Source organism: Chryseobacterium sp. JUb7 (assembly GCF_024806495.1).
Taxonomy (GTDB): Bacteria; Bacteroidota; Bacteroidia; order Flavobacteriales; family Weeksellaceae; genus Chryseobacterium.
In genome coordinates this window covers 583,545-602,022 of sequence record NZ_JANUFF010000001.1, presented here as the reverse complement: position 1 = coordinate 602,022, position 18,478 = coordinate 583,545, and the positions used below count along the sequence as shown (strand labels likewise).

The 18,478-nt window shown below is 34.8% G+C and carries 20 protein-coding genes; 15 read left to right on the top strand and 5 right to left on the bottom strand.

Annotation, left to right across the window (positions count from 1 at the left end; translation table 11 throughout):
• Positions 1–67: 67 nt before the first annotated feature.
• From M2373_RS02815 to M2373_RS02805, 3 genes are all read left to right on the top strand, one after another.
• Positions 68–499 (top strand): BT0820 family HAD-type phosphatase, encoded by a 432-nt coding sequence (locus M2373_RS02815; RefSeq protein WP_259107220.1) that lies wholly within the window; start codon positions 68–70, stop codon positions 497–499.
• A 158-nt stretch (positions 500–657) separates the two neighbouring features.
• A complete protein-coding gene (map, locus tag M2373_RS02810; protein ID WP_259107216.1) occupies positions 658–1,467 on the top strand; it encodes a type I methionyl aminopeptidase in 810 nt (269 codons plus the stop codon).
• A complete protein-coding gene (locus tag M2373_RS02805) occupies positions 1,467–2,234 on the top strand; it encodes a class I SAM-dependent methyltransferase (protein WP_259107214.1) in 768 nt (255 codons plus the stop codon). The genes map and M2373_RS02805 overlap by 1 nt, the downstream gene beginning before the upstream one ends.
• Before the next feature lie 49 nt (positions 2,235–2,283).
• On the opposite strand, the gene M2373_RS02800 is transcribed toward M2373_RS02805, so the two are convergent.
• The 3 genes from M2373_RS02800 to M2373_RS02790 form a co-directional block, all read right to left on the bottom strand.
• Positions 2,284–2,988 carry a T9SS type A sorting domain-containing protein gene (locus M2373_RS02800; protein ID WP_259107212.1) on the bottom strand — a complete coding sequence of 235 codons (705 nt, stop codon included), beginning with the start codon at positions 2,986–2,988 and terminating at the stop codon, positions 2,284–2,286.
• Between the two features lie 124 nt (positions 2,989–3,112).
• Positions 3,113–3,442, bottom strand: coding sequence for a multidrug efflux SMR transporter (locus M2373_RS02795; RefSeq protein WP_259107209.1), 330 nt, complete (start codon positions 3,440–3,442; stop codon positions 3,113–3,115).
• A gap of 97 nt (positions 3,443–3,539) precedes the next feature.
• Positions 3,540–4,103 carry a Crp/Fnr family transcriptional regulator gene (locus M2373_RS02790; RefSeq protein WP_259107207.1) on the bottom strand — a complete coding sequence of 188 codons (564 nt, stop codon included), beginning with the start codon at positions 4,101–4,103 and terminating at the stop codon, positions 3,540–3,542.
• A 331-nt stretch (positions 4,104–4,434) separates the two neighbouring features.
• Between M2373_RS02790 and M2373_RS02785 the strand changes: the two genes are divergently transcribed.
• From M2373_RS02785 to M2373_RS02750, 8 genes are all read left to right on the top strand, one after another.
• Positions 4,435–5,436, top strand: coding sequence for a LacI family DNA-binding transcriptional regulator (locus tag M2373_RS02785; protein ID WP_259107204.1), 1,002 nt, complete (start codon positions 4,435–4,437; stop codon positions 5,434–5,436).
• Positions 5,437–5,470: 34 nt separating this feature from the next.
• Positions 5,471–6,364 carry a carbohydrate kinase gene (locus M2373_RS02780; protein WP_259107201.1) on the top strand — a complete coding sequence of 298 codons (894 nt, stop codon included), beginning with the start codon at positions 5,471–5,473 and terminating at the stop codon, positions 6,362–6,364.
• A 158-nt stretch (positions 6,365–6,522) separates the two neighbouring features.
• A complete protein-coding gene (gene fucP / locus M2373_RS02775; protein ID WP_259107198.1) occupies positions 6,523–7,767 on the top strand; it encodes an L-fucose:H+ symporter permease in 1,245 nt (414 codons plus the stop codon).
• A 3-nt stretch (positions 7,768–7,770) separates the two neighbouring features.
• Positions 7,771–9,177 (top strand): carbohydrate porin, encoded by a 1,407-nt coding sequence (locus M2373_RS02770; RefSeq protein ID WP_259107195.1) that lies wholly within the window; start codon positions 7,771–7,773, stop codon positions 9,175–9,177.
• 93 nt (positions 9,178–9,270) lie between these two features.
• The gene (locus M2373_RS02765) at positions 9,271–10,110 is read left to right on the top strand and encodes a sugar phosphate isomerase/epimerase (protein ID WP_259107193.1); all 840 of its coding nucleotides are present in this window, start codon (positions 9,271–9,273) and stop codon (positions 10,108–10,110) included.
• Between the two features lie 292 nt (positions 10,111–10,402).
• The gene (gene era / locus M2373_RS02760; protein WP_259107190.1) at positions 10,403–11,278 is read left to right on the top strand and encodes a GTPase Era; all 876 of its coding nucleotides are present in this window, start codon (positions 10,403–10,405) and stop codon (positions 11,276–11,278) included.
• Between the two features lie 69 nt (positions 11,279–11,347).
• The gene (locus M2373_RS02755) at positions 11,348–11,776 is read left to right on the top strand and encodes a DoxX family protein (RefSeq protein ID WP_259107188.1); all 429 of its coding nucleotides are present in this window, start codon (positions 11,348–11,350) and stop codon (positions 11,774–11,776) included.
• A 287-nt stretch (positions 11,777–12,063) separates the two neighbouring features.
• The gene (locus tag M2373_RS02750; RefSeq protein WP_259107179.1) at positions 12,064–12,906 is read left to right on the top strand and encodes a hypothetical protein; all 843 of its coding nucleotides are present in this window, start codon (positions 12,064–12,066) and stop codon (positions 12,904–12,906) included.
• A 54-nt stretch (positions 12,907–12,960) separates the two neighbouring features.
• Here the strand turns inward: M2373_RS02750 and M2373_RS02745 are convergent, their stop codons facing one another.
• Positions 12,961–13,128: a hypothetical protein gene (locus M2373_RS02745; protein WP_259107178.1), complete on the bottom strand. Its 168-nt coding sequence runs from the start codon at positions 13,126–13,128 to the stop codon at positions 12,961–12,963.
• A 127-nt stretch (positions 13,129–13,255) separates the two neighbouring features.
• On the opposite strand from M2373_RS02745, the gene M2373_RS02740 reads away from it, so the two are divergent.
• A complete protein-coding gene (locus M2373_RS02740; RefSeq protein WP_259107177.1) occupies positions 13,256–15,658 on the top strand; it encodes a prolyl oligopeptidase family serine peptidase in 2,403 nt (800 codons plus the stop codon).
• A 37-nt stretch (positions 15,659–15,695) separates the two neighbouring features.
• Here the strand turns inward: M2373_RS02740 and M2373_RS02735 are convergent, their stop codons facing one another.
• Positions 15,696–16,385, bottom strand: coding sequence for an HAD family hydrolase (locus M2373_RS02735; protein WP_259107176.1), 690 nt, complete (start codon positions 16,383–16,385; stop codon positions 15,696–15,698).
• A gap of 90 nt (positions 16,386–16,475) precedes the next feature.
• Here M2373_RS02735 and M2373_RS02730 point away from each other — a divergent pair, with 90 nt between their 5' ends.
• From M2373_RS02730 to M2373_RS02720, 3 genes are read left to right on the top strand one after another with little or no spacing between them, the layout of a single operon-like run.
• Complete coding sequence (locus M2373_RS02730) at positions 16,476–17,054, top strand: Crp/Fnr family transcriptional regulator (protein WP_259107174.1); 579 nt, start codon at positions 16,476–16,478, stop codon at positions 17,052–17,054.
• Between the two features lie 45 nt (positions 17,055–17,099).
• Positions 17,100–17,600 (top strand): GNAT family N-acetyltransferase, encoded by a 501-nt coding sequence (locus M2373_RS02725; RefSeq protein WP_259107171.1) that lies wholly within the window; start codon positions 17,100–17,102, stop codon positions 17,598–17,600.
• Between the two features lie 17 nt (positions 17,601–17,617).
• Positions 17,618–18,469 carry a hypothetical protein gene (locus M2373_RS02720; protein WP_259107169.1) on the top strand — a complete coding sequence of 284 codons (852 nt, stop codon included), beginning with the start codon at positions 17,618–17,620 and terminating at the stop codon, positions 18,467–18,469.
• The last annotated feature ends 9 nt before the right edge of the window (positions 18,470–18,478 follow it).

Genomic DNA, 18,478 nt, shown 5'->3' with positions numbered 1-18,478 from the left:
GTAGAGTGCTAAGTTTTTTGGCACTCTTTTTATTTCTTATCTTTGCAAATCTAAATCATAATCAAAAATGATGAACAATAAGAAAATTGCTGTTGATTTTGACGGAACTATAGTTGATGATGCATATCCGGCGATTGGTAAAGCAAAAATTTTTGCTTTTGAAACACTAAGAAGACTTCAGGCTGAAGGGTACAGATTAATCCTTTGGACATACAGACACGGAAAAACACTGGATGAGGCAGTAGAATTCTGTAAGCAGAACGGAATAGAATTTTATGCAGTAAATTCAAGCTTTGAGGGAGAAGTATTTGATTCTGCAAACCAGTCCAGAAAATTAGATGCAGACTGGTTTATCGATGATAGAAATTTAGGCGGATTCCCAGGTTGGGGTGAGATCTACAATATCATTCAGGAAAGAATAGAATTCAGAGTAGAAGGCAAAGAAGTTTTAGCCTATTCAAAACTTAAGAAAGAAAAGAAAAAAGGATTATTCTGGTAATTTTTAGAAGAAATTAGAAGTTAGATGTTAGAAATTAGTTTTAATATCACTTTTAATTATTTTATCAGAAAAGTACAGATGTTTTAGAATTGAAAGATTTATTCATTAAGTTGTAAAATCTAATTTCTAACATCTAAAATCTAACATCTATATTAAAAATGATTCAATTAAAAACAATAGACGAACTTCGTCTTATGAAGGAAAGTGCTCGTTTGGTTTCGAGAACATTAGGTATGTTGGCAAAAGAAATCAAACCTGGGATTACCACTTTATATTTAGATAAATTAGCACATGATTTTATTAAAGATCACGGTGCAGAACCTGCATTCTTAGGATATGGAGGCTTTCCGTATTCATTATGTATTTCTCCGAATGAGCAGGTTGTTCACGGTTTTCCAAGCAAGGAAGAGATCAAAGAAGGTGATGTGCTTTCTGTAGACTGCGGGGCTGTTCTGAACGGTTTTGTAGGTGATCATGCTTATACTTTTGAAATCGGAGAAGTAAAGCCGGAGACTAAAAAACTGTTAAAAGTAGCCAAAGAATCTCTTTATAAAGGAATTGCACAATGTGTCAGAGGAAAAAGAATCGGAGATATCTCTCATGCTATCCAATCTCACTGTGAAAAAGAAGGATATGGTGTGGTAAAAGAGCTTGTAGGACATGGAGTAGGACGAAAAATGCATGAAGATCCACAAGTTCCGAATTACGGAAGACAGGGAAGTGGCAAAGTGATCAAAGATGGGTTGACGATTGCCATAGAACCGATGATCAACCTTGGTACGGAAAAAGTGAAATTCCATAACGACGGATGGACAGTAACAACGCTTGACAACCAGCCTTCGGCACATTTTGAGCATGATGTGGCGGTGTATAACGGAAAACCTGTACTGCTTTCTACTTTCCAATATATTTATGATGCCTTGGGGATTGTAAGTGACGAAGAAAAGCCATTTCAACTGGATTTTTAATGAAAAAAGTAACAAAGCTTTTACTAAATAAAATTCCGCGTCCATGGCTTATCAAAATGAGTATCTGGGCAAGACCTCTTATTTATCAGTTTTTTAAAGGCGACAATTTTTACGATCCTATCGATGGAAGATCTTACCGCAAGTTTCTTCCTTATGGGTATGGAAAACAGCGTGAAAATGCATTGTCTCCGGGAACTTTAAGTCTGGAGAGGCACCGTCAGATGTGGCTGTATCTTCAGAACGAAACAGATTTTTTTATTAAAAATCATAAAGTACTTCATATCGCGCCGGAACAGGAATTTTTGAAGAAATTTAAGAGAATGAGTAATCTGAATTATATCTCTGCAGATCTGTTTTCGCCGATTGTTGATGTAAAAGCAGATATTCTGGATCTTCCTTTTCCGGATGAAAGTTTTGATATTATATTTTGTAATCATGTGCTGGAACATATTGAAGATGATGCAAAAGCAATGAGCGAACTTTATCGCGTGATGCGACCCGGAGGATGGGGAATTCTACAGGTGCCGATGAGAAATTCTCATGAAAAAACCTATGAAGATTTCAACATTAAAGATCCTAAGGAGCGTCAGAAGCATTTTGGCCAGTACGACCATGTGCGCTGGTACGGAATGGATTATTTTGATCGTTTAAGAAAAGCAGGTTTTGAAGCTGATCCTAATTTATATTCTCAGAAATTTTCAGAAGAAGAAATAAAAAAATACGGGCTAAGAAAAAACGAAATCTTACCTTTGGTTTTCAAAAAATAATAAAACCGTCTTCAAAATGGAGACGGTTTTTTGTTTTATGGAGTTTAGACTATTCCTTAATAAAAGGTAGAGTCTGATAATTTTCAACCGTTATAAGGTATTGTCCTTTCTGAAGGATATTAGTGTTAATATCAATTTTTTTATCCTTACTGATGGTTTGATAAATAAGTTTTCCTGATAAGTCAAAGATTTTCACAGATAGATTTTTATCAATATGATCTATTGTTAATATTTCCTTTACAGGGTTAGGGTAGAGTGACAGAGATTTTTTAGCAGTTATATTTTCTTTAGTTTCTAATACTGCATTATTGTAATGAACCTGATTGCCCGACGGGTCTGTAATAATTAATGTTTTTACATTGCCATTATTCACAATCTGATAAGTATATTGAGCTCCGGCAGAAGGTGTGATAAATAAATTGCAGTTTTTTTGATCATAGGAATTTACAGCTGTTGCATTATTCCCCATATAGTAAGCTAACGTGCAGGCCGAACCAGTTTTCATGAAATTATTTGTACCGGATACAAATCCAAGGGAAAGAACGGAAGTATTATAATATCTTGAATTAAAAGTATACCCGTTATTACCGTCCGGATTAAAATTTGATGTTGGAACTCCCGTATCAATGGCTGGCGTATTTTCTGTTTGTCCGTTAGTGACGATTTTTGCAATATACCAATTGGTAGACAGTAGCTCTGAAGTCTGTGCAGTCAAAAGACCGTTGGCTAGTAAAAAAAATAAAATTTTCTTCATAATTAAAAGTTTCACCAAAAGTATGAAAATAAAACGGTTCATCTAAAGCAAAACCGTTCTCCAAATAGAAAACGGTTTTTAAATTTAAGTTAAATCTTTAATAGTATAGAGATTGATATCTGTTTTAATGAGATGAAACTGCTTTTAAACCCACTACAGAACCAATTAAAGTAACAATAAAGAAAATTCTCCAGAAACTTACAGGATCTTTAAAGAAGAAAACCCCCATCAATACAGTTCCTACTGCACCGATTCCTGTCCAGACAGCATAAGCGGTTCCGATGGGTAATGTTTGAGTTGCTTTGATCAATAACAGCATACTGATCGTAAGTGATACTAAGAAACCGGCAAACCAGAAATACATGCTTGTTCCTGAGGTTTCTTTTACTTTTCCTAAACATGAAGCGAAAGCGACTTCAAATAATCCTGCGATAACCAAGATAATCCAATTCATTTTTAATAATTTTCTTCTGCAAAGTTCCGTATTTCTGAACCGGAAAAATTTTACAATTGTTAAAAAATGAAAATATTTTATCTTAATCGATACCATATTATCTGAACTCCGCCCGAATTCTGCTTAAGCTAACCTGCGTGATGCCTAAATAGGAAGCAATATACCCCAGCTGAACTCTTCTTAATAGATGAGGCTTCTCTCTCATAAGATCAGAATATCGTTCGAGTGCTGTCTTATATTGTCTGGAAATGATTAATTCTTCAGTTTTTACAAGCTCTCTTTCTGCAAATTTCCTTCCCCAGTTAGCGATATGAATATCTTCACCGAATAATTCACGGAGGCTTTCTGTTTCAAGCTGATAAAGCTCACAGTTTTCCAGAAGTTCTATATTTTCATAACCAGGTTTATCTTCCACATAGCTCTTCATAGAAACTACCGTTTCTCCTTCGGTTCCAAACCAGAAGGTAATTTCATTTTCCTCTCTTGAAGCATAGGCACGTACAATTCCTTTTTTTATAAAATACAGATAGGGAATCACTTTATCCGCCTCCATCAGACAGAAGTTTTTAGGATAAGAAACTTCTGTAATATGTTTTTTCAGGTTTTCTTTAGAAAGAACAGGAAGCGGATAAATGCTGTCAATGATTTCGTCAATACTCATAGATGGAGAATTCTTAGTTCAAAATTATCAGTTTTTCTAAGGTTATGAAAAGGAAACACAACATATTTTGAAAAAATTTCAATATTTTAATGCATAAACGTTTAACCAAAATTTACATTAAACCTAAACTGAATTATTAATTAACATTTAATATTAAATTAATGTTATGTTTGTGTGGTTGTTTAAATATTTGAATATTAGATATTTAACCTTTTTAATTTTTTAATTTTAAAAAATTGCGAAAATACACTTTTTTCTGAAATGACCAAGAAATTTAACCTATTGTTTTTTATATATTTTATAAGATACTTTTGCACTGTAAATCAATACTATGAAAAGAGCTTCCATAAAAGACATCGCAAGAATTGCAGGGGTTTCCGTTGCAACGGTTTCTTATGTCTTAAACAAAAAAGAAGGAAGCAGAATCAGTGAAGCCACGAAACAAAAAATATTTGAAGTAGCTGAAACGATTAATTATACTCCGAATAAAATTGCTAAAAGTTTAAAAATGAGCAAAAGCAAATTGATCGGATTAATTCTGGCAGATATTTCAAATGATTTCTACTCCAGTATTGCCCGTTGCATCGAAGATGAAGCTATGAAATACGGCTACACTTTATTGATTGGAAGTTCGGATGAAAATCCTGAAAAATTTAAAAAACTGACCGAGCTTTTTTCGGAACAGCAAGTTGACGGGATGATCGTAGCTCCTGTAGTGAATTCAGATGAATCTATCTTAAAATTGGTTAAAGAAGAATATCCGATTGTAACGATTGACCGCTATCTGAAAAACGTGAACATTCCCGGGATCATGATTAACAATTCTGAAATTTCGGAGTACATCTGCAGCTATTTGCTGGGAAAAGATTTTGAAGAAATTATTTATGTAGGATATGATACAAAGCTTCCACACTTGCTAGACAGACAGGAAGGTTTTGAAAAAGGGGTTGCTGATTCCAAGATTTCAATTAAAAAATTATTGGTGGGTATTGATCATATCACTGCCGATGTTCAGGCGGCTTTAAAAGAAAATCTTGATTTAAAATCAAAGAAGACGGTAATTTATTTTTCAAGTAATAAACTCGGAATTGCAGGCCTAAGCTATTTTATTAAGCACAATATTAAAGTTCCGGACGACGTTTCCGTCATTGCTTTCGATGAAACTGAAGCGTATAAACTTTTTCCTACAGAAATAAGTTTTGTTCAGCAACCATTGATTGAAATGGCTAAAGAGGCAATAGAATTACTTGATAACCAAATTAATACTTATACAGTTGACGGAAAGAAAATTACTTTTCCAGCTAAATTAGTTGAAAAAAGTTCTATAGATTAAAAAAAATTAACAAATAATTTAAACGTTTAACCTTATGATAAATGAAAATCCATACGTAGTCTGTTTCGGTGAAGTTCTTTGGGATATTTTTCCAAAAGGAGCTAAAGCCGGAGGGGCGCCGTTTAATGCAGCTTACAATATCTATAAAATGGGTATTGATGTTAAAATGCTGAGCCGAATAGGAAATGATGAACTTGGAAAGAAATTAACAGACCAGATTAAGAGCTGGGGAATTACCACAGATTATATTCAGGTTGATAATGAGCACCCGACAAGTACAGTGATTGCAAAAATAGATGAACATAACGAAGCAAGCTATGAAATCATCAATCATGTAGCCTGGGACTATATCGAATTTTTGCCCGAACATGAAGAACTCATTTCAAAGGCAGAAGCCTTTGTTTTCGGAAGTCTGTCTGCCAGAAATGAAAAAACGAGAGAAACACTTTTACAACTTTTGAAATTTGCAAAACTTAAGGTTTTTGATGTGAATTTCAGACCTCCTTTCATTGATGTTGATCTTATTAAGCAGCTCCTTCACGAAGCGGATATTGTTAAAATGAATAAAGCGGAAATGAGGCAGATCATGGAATTTCTGGGGGAAGAATATAAGAGTGAAGATGAAACCGCGGCTTTTATCCAAAAGCATTTCGATATTAAAGAAATCATCCTTACGAAAGGCAGCAAAGGAGCAAGATACTTCAAAGGAGATACCAACTATGGTTTTTCGGCAGTTCCTATTGAAATTGCAGATACGGTAGGAAGCGGAGACGCTTTTCTTTCCGGTTTTGTATCAAAAAGGATTCTGGAAAAATCTCCGGAAGAAATTATGAATCATGCCATATCCCTGGGAGCATTTATTACATCAAAATCAGGTGCCTGTCCTGACTACGATCGTGAAGAATTTGAAACATTCAAAAACAGATAGACTGGGATCTCTGTAAGATCATGAAGCCGGAAGACCAATGAAGGAAGTTATTCTTTACGTATAATTCCACTTTCGAAACAATCTAAGCATAATACTCTTATCTGAAAATCAGATTAAAGATCACATATTGATAAATATTTAACAGTAAAAACACATCTATGAACACAGCAAAATTTACTGAAAAAAAATACCTGGTTGTATTGGCTTTCGTAACTTCATTATTCTTCTTTTGGGCGATTGCCCTTACAATGGGGGATATTTTGAATAAACACTTTCAGAATGTCCTTCATATATCCAAATCGAAATCCGGACTTGTGCAGCTCTCCATTTTTGGAGCTTATGCATTGATGGGAATTCCGGCAGGACTTTTTATGAAAAAGTTTGGTTATAAAATGGGAGTTATTCTTGGATTAATTCTATTTGCAGGAGGATGTTTCCTCTTTGTACCGGCTGCGAACAGTGCTTCTTTTGGCTTTTTCAGGGTCGCTTTATTTATTTTGGCATTGGGAATGGCAACACTTGAAACCGTGGCACACCCTTTTGTTGCAGCACTGGGAGATGAAAAAACAAGTGATCAGAGAGTTAATTTCGCTCAGTCTTTTAATGGATTGGGAGCTATTGTAGGCCCTTTGCTAGGTGGATTTTTTATTTTTGGAGGCGCAGCAGACGATCATTCTTTGGATTCTGTAAAAAGTCTTTATACATGGATTGGCGTTATCATCCTGATTTTAGCAGTTGCTTTTTCATTTATTAAAGTTCCTGATTTAAAAGATCCGCATGCGGAAGAGATTGAGATGCTTGAGCATGTAGCGGGAGAGGAGCATGCAGAAAATGTTGATCCCGGTGCTCCGCTTTGGAAGCAGAGACATTTTGTTTTCGCGGTAATCGCTCAGTTTTTTAATGTGGCTGCACAGGGTGGAACATGGGCGTTTTTTATCAATTACAGTGTTGAAAAAATGCATATGCAGGAATCTCAGGCAACCTATTATTTTTCGATCAGTATGGCAATGATGATGGTGGGAAGGTTTATCGGAACATTTTTAATGCGATATATTGCGCCTCATAAAGTATTGGCCATTTTTACAGCCTGTAATATTGTACTTTGTTTAATTATTTCTCAAAGTTTCGGTTGGGTTTCTTTCATCAGCTTAATCTTGCTTAATTTATTCTTAAGCGTAATGTATCCTACCATTTTCAGTCTTGGATTAAAAAAATTAGGCGGTAAAGTACAGCAGGCATCATCTTTCCTGGTAATGGCGATGTTTGGCGGAGCATTCTTTACTCCAATCATGGGTAAACTGGCTGAAAAAGATGTAGCCCATTCTTATCTTTTGCCGATCATCTGTTATGTGATTATCATCTTGTTTGCGGTGAAATTCTATAAGCCTAAAACCATCAAATAAGCAATGGAAAATACAAAATTTAAAGGCTGGGTATTACTGTTAATTCTACTCAGCCAGGGTTTTGGTGCCCAGATTGTCATTACCAATAAGAAATTTTCTTTTGGGACTACGGGTAGAATAGGAGCTGCTTATTCTCCGAATGCAGATGGGAGAACAGGCAGACAATTAAACCTTAATAATCAAGGGTCACTGGGAGGAAGAATGGATCAGGGTGATTATGTGGATTTTTTACCGGCATTCCATTTTACACCTGTTGTAGGTGGGGACAGTACAAAGTCTACTAAAATAGATTTGCAGACCAGATTAAGCTTTTATTCAGGAGGTACTTTTTTAGGAAATGTAGATACAAAATCCAATCAGGGGATGATCATCGCATTGCCGGAAGCTTTCGTAGAAGCCAGGAATATTATGGGGAGTGACTGGGATGTCTGGGCCGGTTCGAGATGGCTGAGATATGATGATGTACATATTGCAGATTATTTTTACTTTGATGACCATTCGGCGACAGGATGGGGGGTGCGACATAAAAATACAAGATTTTCAATGTTTTTCCCTGCGGCTATTGATACGGCTGCGAGTAATTCAACGCCATATTCGTACACGAATGTCATCAGTGGTTCTAAAAATCTTATTTACCGACAACGTGAAGTTTTTGTTTTAGAACATACCATTCCGATCAAAAATGATAACAAATTAAAATTACTGGCTGAGTTTCATACCGTAAATAAATCCGGACGAAATTCTGTAGAGCAATATCCATCGGATAACGGCTGGGTTCTGGGAGCTAAATTAAATACAAACTTAAAAACAAAACTTCCGGGTTCATTTAACCAAATTTCTCTGCGATACGGCTCTGGGATTGCAAATGGTGGTGACAGTGGAAATACACAGACCTGGAGAACGTACGGAGCACCGGATGAAGTTACAAATACTTATAAAGGGGCGTATTCCTTAACTGCCGTTGAGCATATTTTACTCAATCTTTCAGATCGATGGTCTGTCAATGCCTATGCGGTATATACTCAAAGTAAGGGCGGAGCCGGTAGTGATAATAAAGCGACTGATTATTATAAAAGGGAGATTTTCAATAAAAAATCCGAATTTAATACGGGATTGAGAGCGACCTATTATTTCAACAATTGGTTTCATATCCTTTCGGAGCTGCATTACGCATCAAGAAAAGACGGGACTCAGGATCCTGCATCGATGGTAAAGCTTGTGCTGGCCCCTACAATAGTTCCGACAGCTGAAAGAAGTGTCTGGGCAAGACCTCACATCAGATTGATCGCTGAAGTTTCAAGATACAATGATCAGGCACTGAATAGTTTATATTCACCATTTCTGCAACAGTCCGGAGCGAAACGATTCGGTACTTATCTTGGGGTCAGAACCGAATGGTGGATTTTTTAATATAGTCTAGCTCAGGCTTGAAGCTGGAAGATATTAAGGAAGATCATGACATCCAGCTTCACAACCACATTTAAAACAACATAAATATATATAATGAATATAAAATTTGGAGCTTCACTTCTTTCATGGATTACTCCAGACTGGAATCCTGAATCCGGGAAGTATGCCATAGAAAAAACGGCAAAGGCAGGTTTCGATCTTATCGAAATATTATTGCCAGCCTCAATGGAGTTTAATGCTGAAGAAGTAAAGAAACAGCTTAAAGACAATAATCTAGAAGCTGTATGTTCTTTAAATCTCCCTAAAGAAGCCCATATCGCACTACATCCAAAAGCAGCAGAAAAGCTGATGAAGCAGGCTGTAAATAAAACATCTGAGCTGGAGGCCGATTTTCTGGGGGGTGTTCTGCATGGAGGAATTGGTGTTTTTTCGGGAAATCCATTAACCGAAAGTGAGGCTGAAACCATCGTGGAAGTTTGGAGCAAGGTAGCTGACTATGCACAGGAAAAAGGAGTAAATATTGGTATTGAACCGATTAACAGATATGAAACATATGTCTGCAATACGGCAAAAAATGTCCTGGATATGATTTCAAAGACAGGAAAAGATAACCTGTTTCTGCATCTCGATACTTTTCATATGAATATTGAGGAAAATAATTTCTACGATCCTGTGATTTTAGCAGGAAGCAAACTGAAACATGTTCACATGACAGAATCTCACCGCGGAATGCTGGGGGAAGGAACTGTAAACTGGCAGGAGCTTTTTAAAGCTTTAAAAGAAATCAATTTTGAAGGAAATCTGGTTCTTGAGAATTTTTCTTCGTCTGTCCCGGGTATGCAACAAATGGTTTCTCTATGGCAAAAGTCGCCTTATGATGCTGATGAACTTGCTTTAGGAAGTCTGCATTTTATGAAAAACCACATCCGTTAATCTGAGGGGGATTGGAAGTTGGAAGAAGGCATTTTACTTAGGTGAAAATTAGAACTATAATGATAATTTGAATGTAATAAAAACCCTGATATGAAGGTACAAATGACAATCTCGAATTTCTTTTCTCCTTTCCATCCATATAATATCAGGCTGTTAATCCGAACTCGGGTTATATTAATCTAAATTTAAGTCAAAACCTTTCCATCACGGGAAGGTTTTATTTTTAAAACTTCTAGATTAATCCTTAAGACCAATTTTGTTTTACTAACTTTGCAGCCGTAATATAATTTTTATGCACAAAGCAGGATTTGTAAATATAGTTGGAAAGCCGAATGCGGGAAAATCTACACTTCTGAACCAGTTAATGGGAGAGAAGCTGGCGATCGTTACCCAAAAGGCACAGACAACAAGACACAGGATTTTTGGAATTTATAATGAAGACGACTTACAGATTGTCTTTTCGGATACACCGGGTGTACTGGACCCTAAATATGGATTACAGGAAAAAATGATGGATTTTGTGAAGGATTCTTTACAGGATGCGGATGTTTTTTTATTCATTGTAGATGTTACCGACAAAGCAGAGCCTTCAGAGTTTTTGATTGATAAACTAAATAAAATTCCGGTGCCTGTATTGCTTTTACTGAATAAAGTAGATCAGACGACTCAGGAAGGTCTTGAAAAACTGGTTGCTGACTGGCACAACAGAATTCCTAAAGCAGAAATTCTTCCAATTTCGGCACTGAATGCCTTCAATACAGATATCATTTTACCGAAATTAAAATCTTTGTTACCGGAAAACCCACCATATTATGACAAAGACCAATATACTGATAAACCTGAAAGATTTTTCGTGAATGAAGCAATTCGCGAGAAAATTCTTCTAAACTATGATAAAGAAATTCCGTACTCTGTAGAAGTGGTAACGGAACAGTTTAAAGAAAAAGAAGGAATTATTTTTATCGATTCTATCATCTATGTGGAAAGAGACACCCAAAAAGGGATTATCATCGGTCACAAAGGGGAAGCGATCAAAAAAGTAGGGACGGAAGCAAGACTTGATTTAGAAAAATTCTTTGCTAAAAAAGTACACCTGAATCTATTCGTAAAAGTGAAAAAAGACTGGCGTAAAAACGACAGAGATTTGAAAAATTTTGGATACCGATAGACTAAAAAGTCAATATTCATCGTTGTATTAAAAGATTTTTATTATCTTTAATTTAAAATTTTCCATTTCATGAATTACACGAATTCAAATTCTAATACAATAATAAGAGATATTGTTTTATTAATAGTAAGGGTTTTTGTAGGATTTGCAATGCTGTCTCACGGTTTTCCAAAACTTCAGATGCTTCTGGAAGGAGGGAAGATAGAGTTTTTTGACTTTCTGGGATTAGGACCGCAGATCTCATTGATTCTTACCATTCTTGCTGAATTTGCGTGCTCGATTCTCCTTATTTTAGGCTTGTTTTCAAGAGTGGCACTGGGATTTTTAATCTTTACAATGATTATTGCAGGTTTTGTAGTACATGGAGCAGACCCGTTCGGAAAGAGAGAATTAAGTTTGATTTACTTATCAGTATATATGCTTTTAATGACTTTTGGAGCCGGTAAAATTTCTGTTGATTATATGATCGAAAAAAGAAAAAGAGCTTCAGATTGGTAATTTTATCCTATCAAAATACAATATTTATATAAAATTTAAACTGTCTTTTTTAGTAAGACAGTTTTTTTTATATGTTAAATTTAAAATTTAATTATATCTTTAAGTTGTGATTTAATTTAAGTCTATTTTGACTTGAGCTATCTGTATTTAATTGTTTTTTTTTAATTTATTCCCTGTAAAATGAATAAATGTTTAGTAAGAAAGTGTTAAAATCAAAAAATATTGCTCACAAATATTTTTTGGTATAGTTTTTTCTATAAATTTGCCAAAGTAAAAACACACAAACAATGAAAAAAAGCTTATTATTAGGAGCTGCACTATTCTTCTGTGCACTCCATGCTCAAGTTGGTATCGGTACATCAACACCAAACGCTTCATCAATTTTAGACGTCAATGTAAACAGTCTTCCGGCAAACGGTAAGAAAGGATTGCTATTGCCTCAGGTTGCACTTAAAAGCACGACAGATCTTACCACCATTCCGAATCCGGCGAACGGGCTGATGGTGTATAACACTGCAGATGCAGGAACAGCACCGGATAATGTTCATTTGGATACCTTTTATAAATTCAATAAGGCAAAAAACAGATGGTCAAGGATTTATGATGAAGATATGGAGCTTAAAGTTCCGGTATTAGGTGCCATATTAGGATTTAAAAAAACAGGAAATGACACAACTTATCTGGGACCGGATATTTCAGGAGGAAGCCAGATCAGACAGATCTTATTTGATGATATAAAATTAGCCAGTCCATCGATTGCTACTTTTAATCCTACGACTAAAGAATTTGTAGCCAATAGATCAGGTTACTATAACTTCCAGATCAATGTTGTATTGAAAGGTCCATTTGACGGTTATGCCAGAATTGGGGTTTCAAAACCTTATACAGGGTCTATTCCTCCACAAGGAAACGGTTCGGTTTCATTCTTTACACAGTTTTATTTTTCAAATATTACAAGTTCTCTTCCAGTTACTTTATCTACAAACGGTATTATTCATATCGATGCAGGACAAAAAGTGATCTTTATGACAAGATATGTTGATCCTACTGTTACAACATTAAATGTAGAGTCAATTGCTTATGACAGAACACAGGTAAGTTCAGTTAACGTAACTTTTATTCCGGATTAAAAAAGGATAAAATATATAAGTATAATAAGCAGCAAAATTTTTGCTGCTTATTTTTTATGGATTAAAACTGCAGACAAGATTTCCGGGAATGCACGCCCATTTGGGATTTTCATTTTCATCAATTCCTGTCAGGCATGGTTTGTATCCGTTTGGGCATTGCGGAGCACTTCCTCCATAGATTGCTTTTAAATTCCTCTTCAGCAATTTTTTTGAATTTTTCATAGGATATTTTGTTTTTAGTTTGAATGACTAAGATAATATTTATTTAATAAAATCACCATATTGTGTTTTATTTTATCATATTTTTTATGTCTTTAATTTTCATTAATTTCGTGAAAATCGAAATTTTATGAAAATAAAGCTAACTATATGCCTTCTTGCGTTTCTTAATTTCTACGACGCCCAGGAAAGCATTACGTATCAAAAGCCATCTGCAGAAATTCTTAAACTCGCAGATTATCAAAGACCTCCAAGTGTTTTAATGAATAGTAAAAAAGATTGGATTGTCTTCACGTACCGTCCGACTTATAAGACACTAGAGGATCTTAGCCAGCAGGAAATGAAACTGGGGGGATTAAGAATCAATCCGGTAACCAATATTTCCAGTTCGGCAACCTATTCAAACAATATTAAGGTTAGAAAAATCAATGACAAAACGGAAGTTCAGGTTAAGAACTTACCTTCAAATCCCAAAATTACATATACTTCATTTTCTCCGGACGAGAAAAAAATGGCGTTTACCAATACCACCAATAAAGGAGTAGAGCTTTGGGTAATTGATCTTGAAACAGCTACGGCCAAGAAAATTACGTCGGATAATCTGAATGCTAATTTAGGAAGTCCATATGTGTGGTATAAAGATTCTCAGACTCTGTTAATCAAAACACTGCCTCAAAACAGAGCCAATTTAATAGATTCCAGTAAGGATCTTCCGACAGGTCCGATTGTATCTACTGCTGATGGAAAAGTTTCACAGAACAGAACGTATCAGGATCTTTTGAAAAACCCACAGGATGAAAAGAATTTTGAAATTCTTACGGCGTCAGATATTTATAATGTAGATTTAAACGGAAGCCTTAAAAAAGTAAAAGATCAGGATCTGTATGCAGGTCTTAGCTTTTCACCGGACGGAAGCTACTTAATGGTGACTACTATTAAAAAGCCATTTTCATATATTGTTCCTCTTAACAGGTTTCCAATGACAACAACTGTTTATGATTTGAACGGAAATATTATAAAAGTTGTCAATGAAGTTCCGTTAAACGAAATCATGCCGAAAGGCTTTTCATCTGTAAGAACAGGGAAAAGAGATCTTACGTGGAGAAGTGATCTGCCTGCTACTTTGGTCTATGCAGAAGCTTTGGATGGAGGAGATCAGTCAAAGACAGTGGATTTCAGAGATGAAATTTTCACCTGGGATGCACCTTTTAACAATACCCCGAAATCTTTCTTTAAAACAAAACAGAGATATGAAGATGTAAGCTGGACCAATGATCACTATGCTATTGTTTCAGAAGGATGGTATGACACAAGAAATACAAAATCTTTTCTGGTCGATTTAAATAACGGAGAATCAAAAGTAATTGATGACAGGAATTATCAGGATGTTTACAGTGATCCGGGACACTTCAATACAGCAAAAAATCAGTATGGAAGATATGTGGTAGATATAAAAGGAGGGAAATCATACCTTATCGGTGACGGATTTACAAAAGACGGTCAGCATCCTTTTATTGATGAGATGAATATGAAATCACTGAAGAAAAAAAGACTCTATACTTCCAATCTGAAAAATGCCAAGGAAGAAATTATTGATATTTTAAATCCTTCAAAAGGAGAGATCTTAACGACTCAGCAGTCGGCGAGCCAATATCCTAATTATTTCAAAAAAAGCATTAAGTCTAATAAAGCAGAGGCAGTAACCAGTTTTGCCAATCCTTTTGAAAGTATTAAAGATGTTTACAAAGAAGTAATTACCTACAAAAGAAATGACGGAGTTACATTAACAGGTACCCTTTACCTTCCTGCCAACTACGACAGAAAAGCGAAAAAAGAAAAGCTTCCATTATTAATCTGGGCATATCCTACAGAGTATAAAGACAAAAATACAGCAGGACAGAATACTCAGAATCCTAATGATTTTACCTTCCCATATTACGGATCTTTCGTCTACTGGACGACAAAAGGATATGCTGTTTTGGATGACGCCGCTTTCCCTATAATCGGAGAAGGAAAGACTGAGCCGAATGATACATTCATCCCTCAGCTGGTTGCGAACGGAAGAGCAGCTATTGATGCGGTGGATCAGTTAGGCTATATCGACAGAACAAAAGTTGCGGTAGGAGGCCACTCATATGGTGCCTTTATGACGGCGAATCTTCTGACTCATTCCAAAGATTATGCCTGTGGAATTGCAAGGAGTGGTGCTTATAACAGAACATTGACACCATTCGGCTTCCAGAGCGAGCAGAGGAATTATTGGGATGTTCCGGAAATTTATAATACAATGTCTCCATTCATGAATGCTGACAAAATGAAAACTCCATTATTGTTGATTCACGGTGATGCAGATAATAACCCTGGAACTTTCACGTTGCAGACTGAAAGATATTTTCAGGCATTAAAAAACCTTGGAGCCCCTGTAAAAATGGTTCTTCTTCCTAAAGAAGCCCACGGATATCAGGCCAAAGAAAATATTTTCCACCTTCTATGGGAGCAGGATCAGTTTCTTGAGAAATGTCTGAAGAAATAATATAACAAAAAACTCGTTCAAACCTGAACGAGTTTTTTTATAAATAATTCAAAATCCCATTGATGCTTTTCAGTTCTAAAAAACGATCATGCTCCAAATGATGATTATGCTGTTCGTGGCTCCACGTAATATGATACGGAATATGGGCAGCAAATCCACCGATTTCCAGAACCGGAAGAATATCAGATTTTATGGAGTTTCCAAGCATCAGAAAATTTTTTGGCTGGCAGTCAAGGTGCTTTAATAATTTTTTGTAATCGGATTCTTTTTTATCACTCATGATTTCAATATGGTGAAAATAATCCTGAAGTCCGGATTTTTTAAGTTTTCTTTCCTGATCGAGAAGATCTCCTTTGGTAGCGATTACGAGTCTGTATTTTCCTTTGAGCTGGTCCAGTGTTTCGGTAACACCTTCTAATAATTCAATAGGCTTCTGAAGAAGCTCTTTTCCTATTTCAATTGTTTTATTAATGAGTTCCAGAGAAGCCGTATTTTCGGAAACCCTGCCGATTGTTTCAACCATACAAAGCATAAATCCTTTTACTCCATAGCCGTACAGGGGAAGGTTTTGCATTTCAGTTTTAAATAATTCCTGAGACACAGAGTGTTGCGGAAGATAGTTTTCAAGAAGAATGCAGAATTCTTTTTCTGCCTCCTGAAAATAAGGCTCGTTAACCCATAAAGTATCGTCTGCATCAAAAGCGATGGTCGTTATATCATTATTCATATTTAGTTTACTTTAGTTTTTGTAATTTTCTGCCGACAAAATTCAGTATAAAAAATAAAAAAGAAAAGGACAATTGTCCCAAAACAGAATATGCTACGTACGAATCCATTATTTTTAAACTATCTGGAAGAACTTTATCATAATCAGGAAAATAAAGAAAATATTGTTCTGAAGTCTTTTGATAAGGGTGAAAGAATATTGACGCAAAATGAAATTTCCTCAAAAATAATGCTTATTAAAAACGGAATTACAAAGTGCTATTTTGTCGAAGAAAATGACAAAGAGTATATTGTAGAGTTTTTAGGAAAAGGAGAAATCATCGGTGAAATTGAAGTGATTAAAAATGTCTCATGCCTTTGCAGTATTGAAGCGATGACGGAAGTGAGTGTTTATTCAATGACGATACCGTATTTTCAATCATTAATAAAAAGTGATCTGACTTTGAATAATTTATTGCTTGATGTTTTTGCAGAACGTATCGTGAATACTTCAAGCCGGGCATCTTATCAGCAGCTTCATACGACAGAACATACGTTGTCTCAGCTTCTTGAGCTTAAGTCTAAAGAAATGGAAATTTCAAAAGAAGATATGGCAGCATATTTGGGAATTACGGTAAGAAGTCTCAACAGGGCTTTAAAGGAGATAAAAGAGAGCAGTACTGAAGAATAAAAAAAATCTTCCTGTATCTTTGCAGAAAAATAGGTGGCCATCAATATGGAAGAATTAATATTCAGGAATGCAACCCCGGAAGACTTGCCAAAGATCGTTGAAATCTATAATTCTACCATTCCCTCAAGGATGGTAACCGCTGATACAGAAAATGTTTCCGTAGAGAGCAGACTGCAATGGTTTTATGATCACAATCCCGAAACAAGACCTCTCTGGATGATTCAGGATCAGGAAAAAAATATTATGGGGTGGGTAAGTTTTTCATCATTTTATGGAAGACCTGCATACAACGGGACTGTTGAAATGAGCATTTATATGGATGAAAACAGTCGTGGAAAAGGTTATGGCAAAAAAGTTTTGCAGTATTGTATTGATAATGCAGGCAAGTTTGGTATAAAAACGTTATTAGGATTTATTTTCTTACATAATGAACCCAGCCTGAAACTTTTCAGGCACTTTGGTTTCGAAAATTGGGGTGTTTTTCCTGATGTTGCGGTTTTGGATGGCGTTGAAAGGACACTGGTGATTTTAGGAAAGAAATTATAGCTAAAATATTTTGAACTGTGAAAAGATTAGAAAAAATATTTTTTAAAATTTTAGGTAGTAATTTGTCTATTATTTTAATAGCACTTTGTTCATTAACATCCATTAATTATTTTATATATTATCAATCATTCAATATTTCAATTTTTAGTTATATTACTATTAATGATTTATTATTTAATAGTTTAGAATTAATTTTTATAATTTTTTCTATAATATTTATTATTGAGATTTTTTTATTTACAATAGCTGTTGGTATTTATAATTTATATGAGAAAATTCTATTAATAAAAAGAAAAGAAACTATAAGATATTATAGACAAAATGAGAATTACAAAAGAAAAATTGAAAAAGTATTTGAAAAAGATTTTTATCTAAGGGTTAATCAGTTTAAATTAGGTATATCATTTATCTGTATGTTCTTGGTAATTCTAGCTCCTTATAGATATATTTTCATTCCCTCAGTTATTATTTATTTTTTATATAGACTTTTAAAATTTAATAAAGATGATAAAGGAAAAATGTGGAAGTTCTTTTCATATTTCTCTATAATAATTTTAACAATATCTTCATTAATCAATACAATTGATAATATTTATTTGAAGAAAAATTTTAAAGATAATTTTATTATAGAGTTTAAAGAAAATGAAATTTATTATTCAACTAAACAAACAAGAAGTAATTTGAATTATCTTGGAGAAACTTCAAGTCATTTATTCCTCTATGATCTTGATAGCCAAAATTCACTAATCTTTTTTAAAGAAAATATAATCCAATATAAGATTGAAAATAGAAATAAGAGACTAAGTATTTTAGATAGAGCAATTAATTTTATAGGAAGAAATGTTATTGGAAAAAATAAAGCGACCTAAAAAGATCGC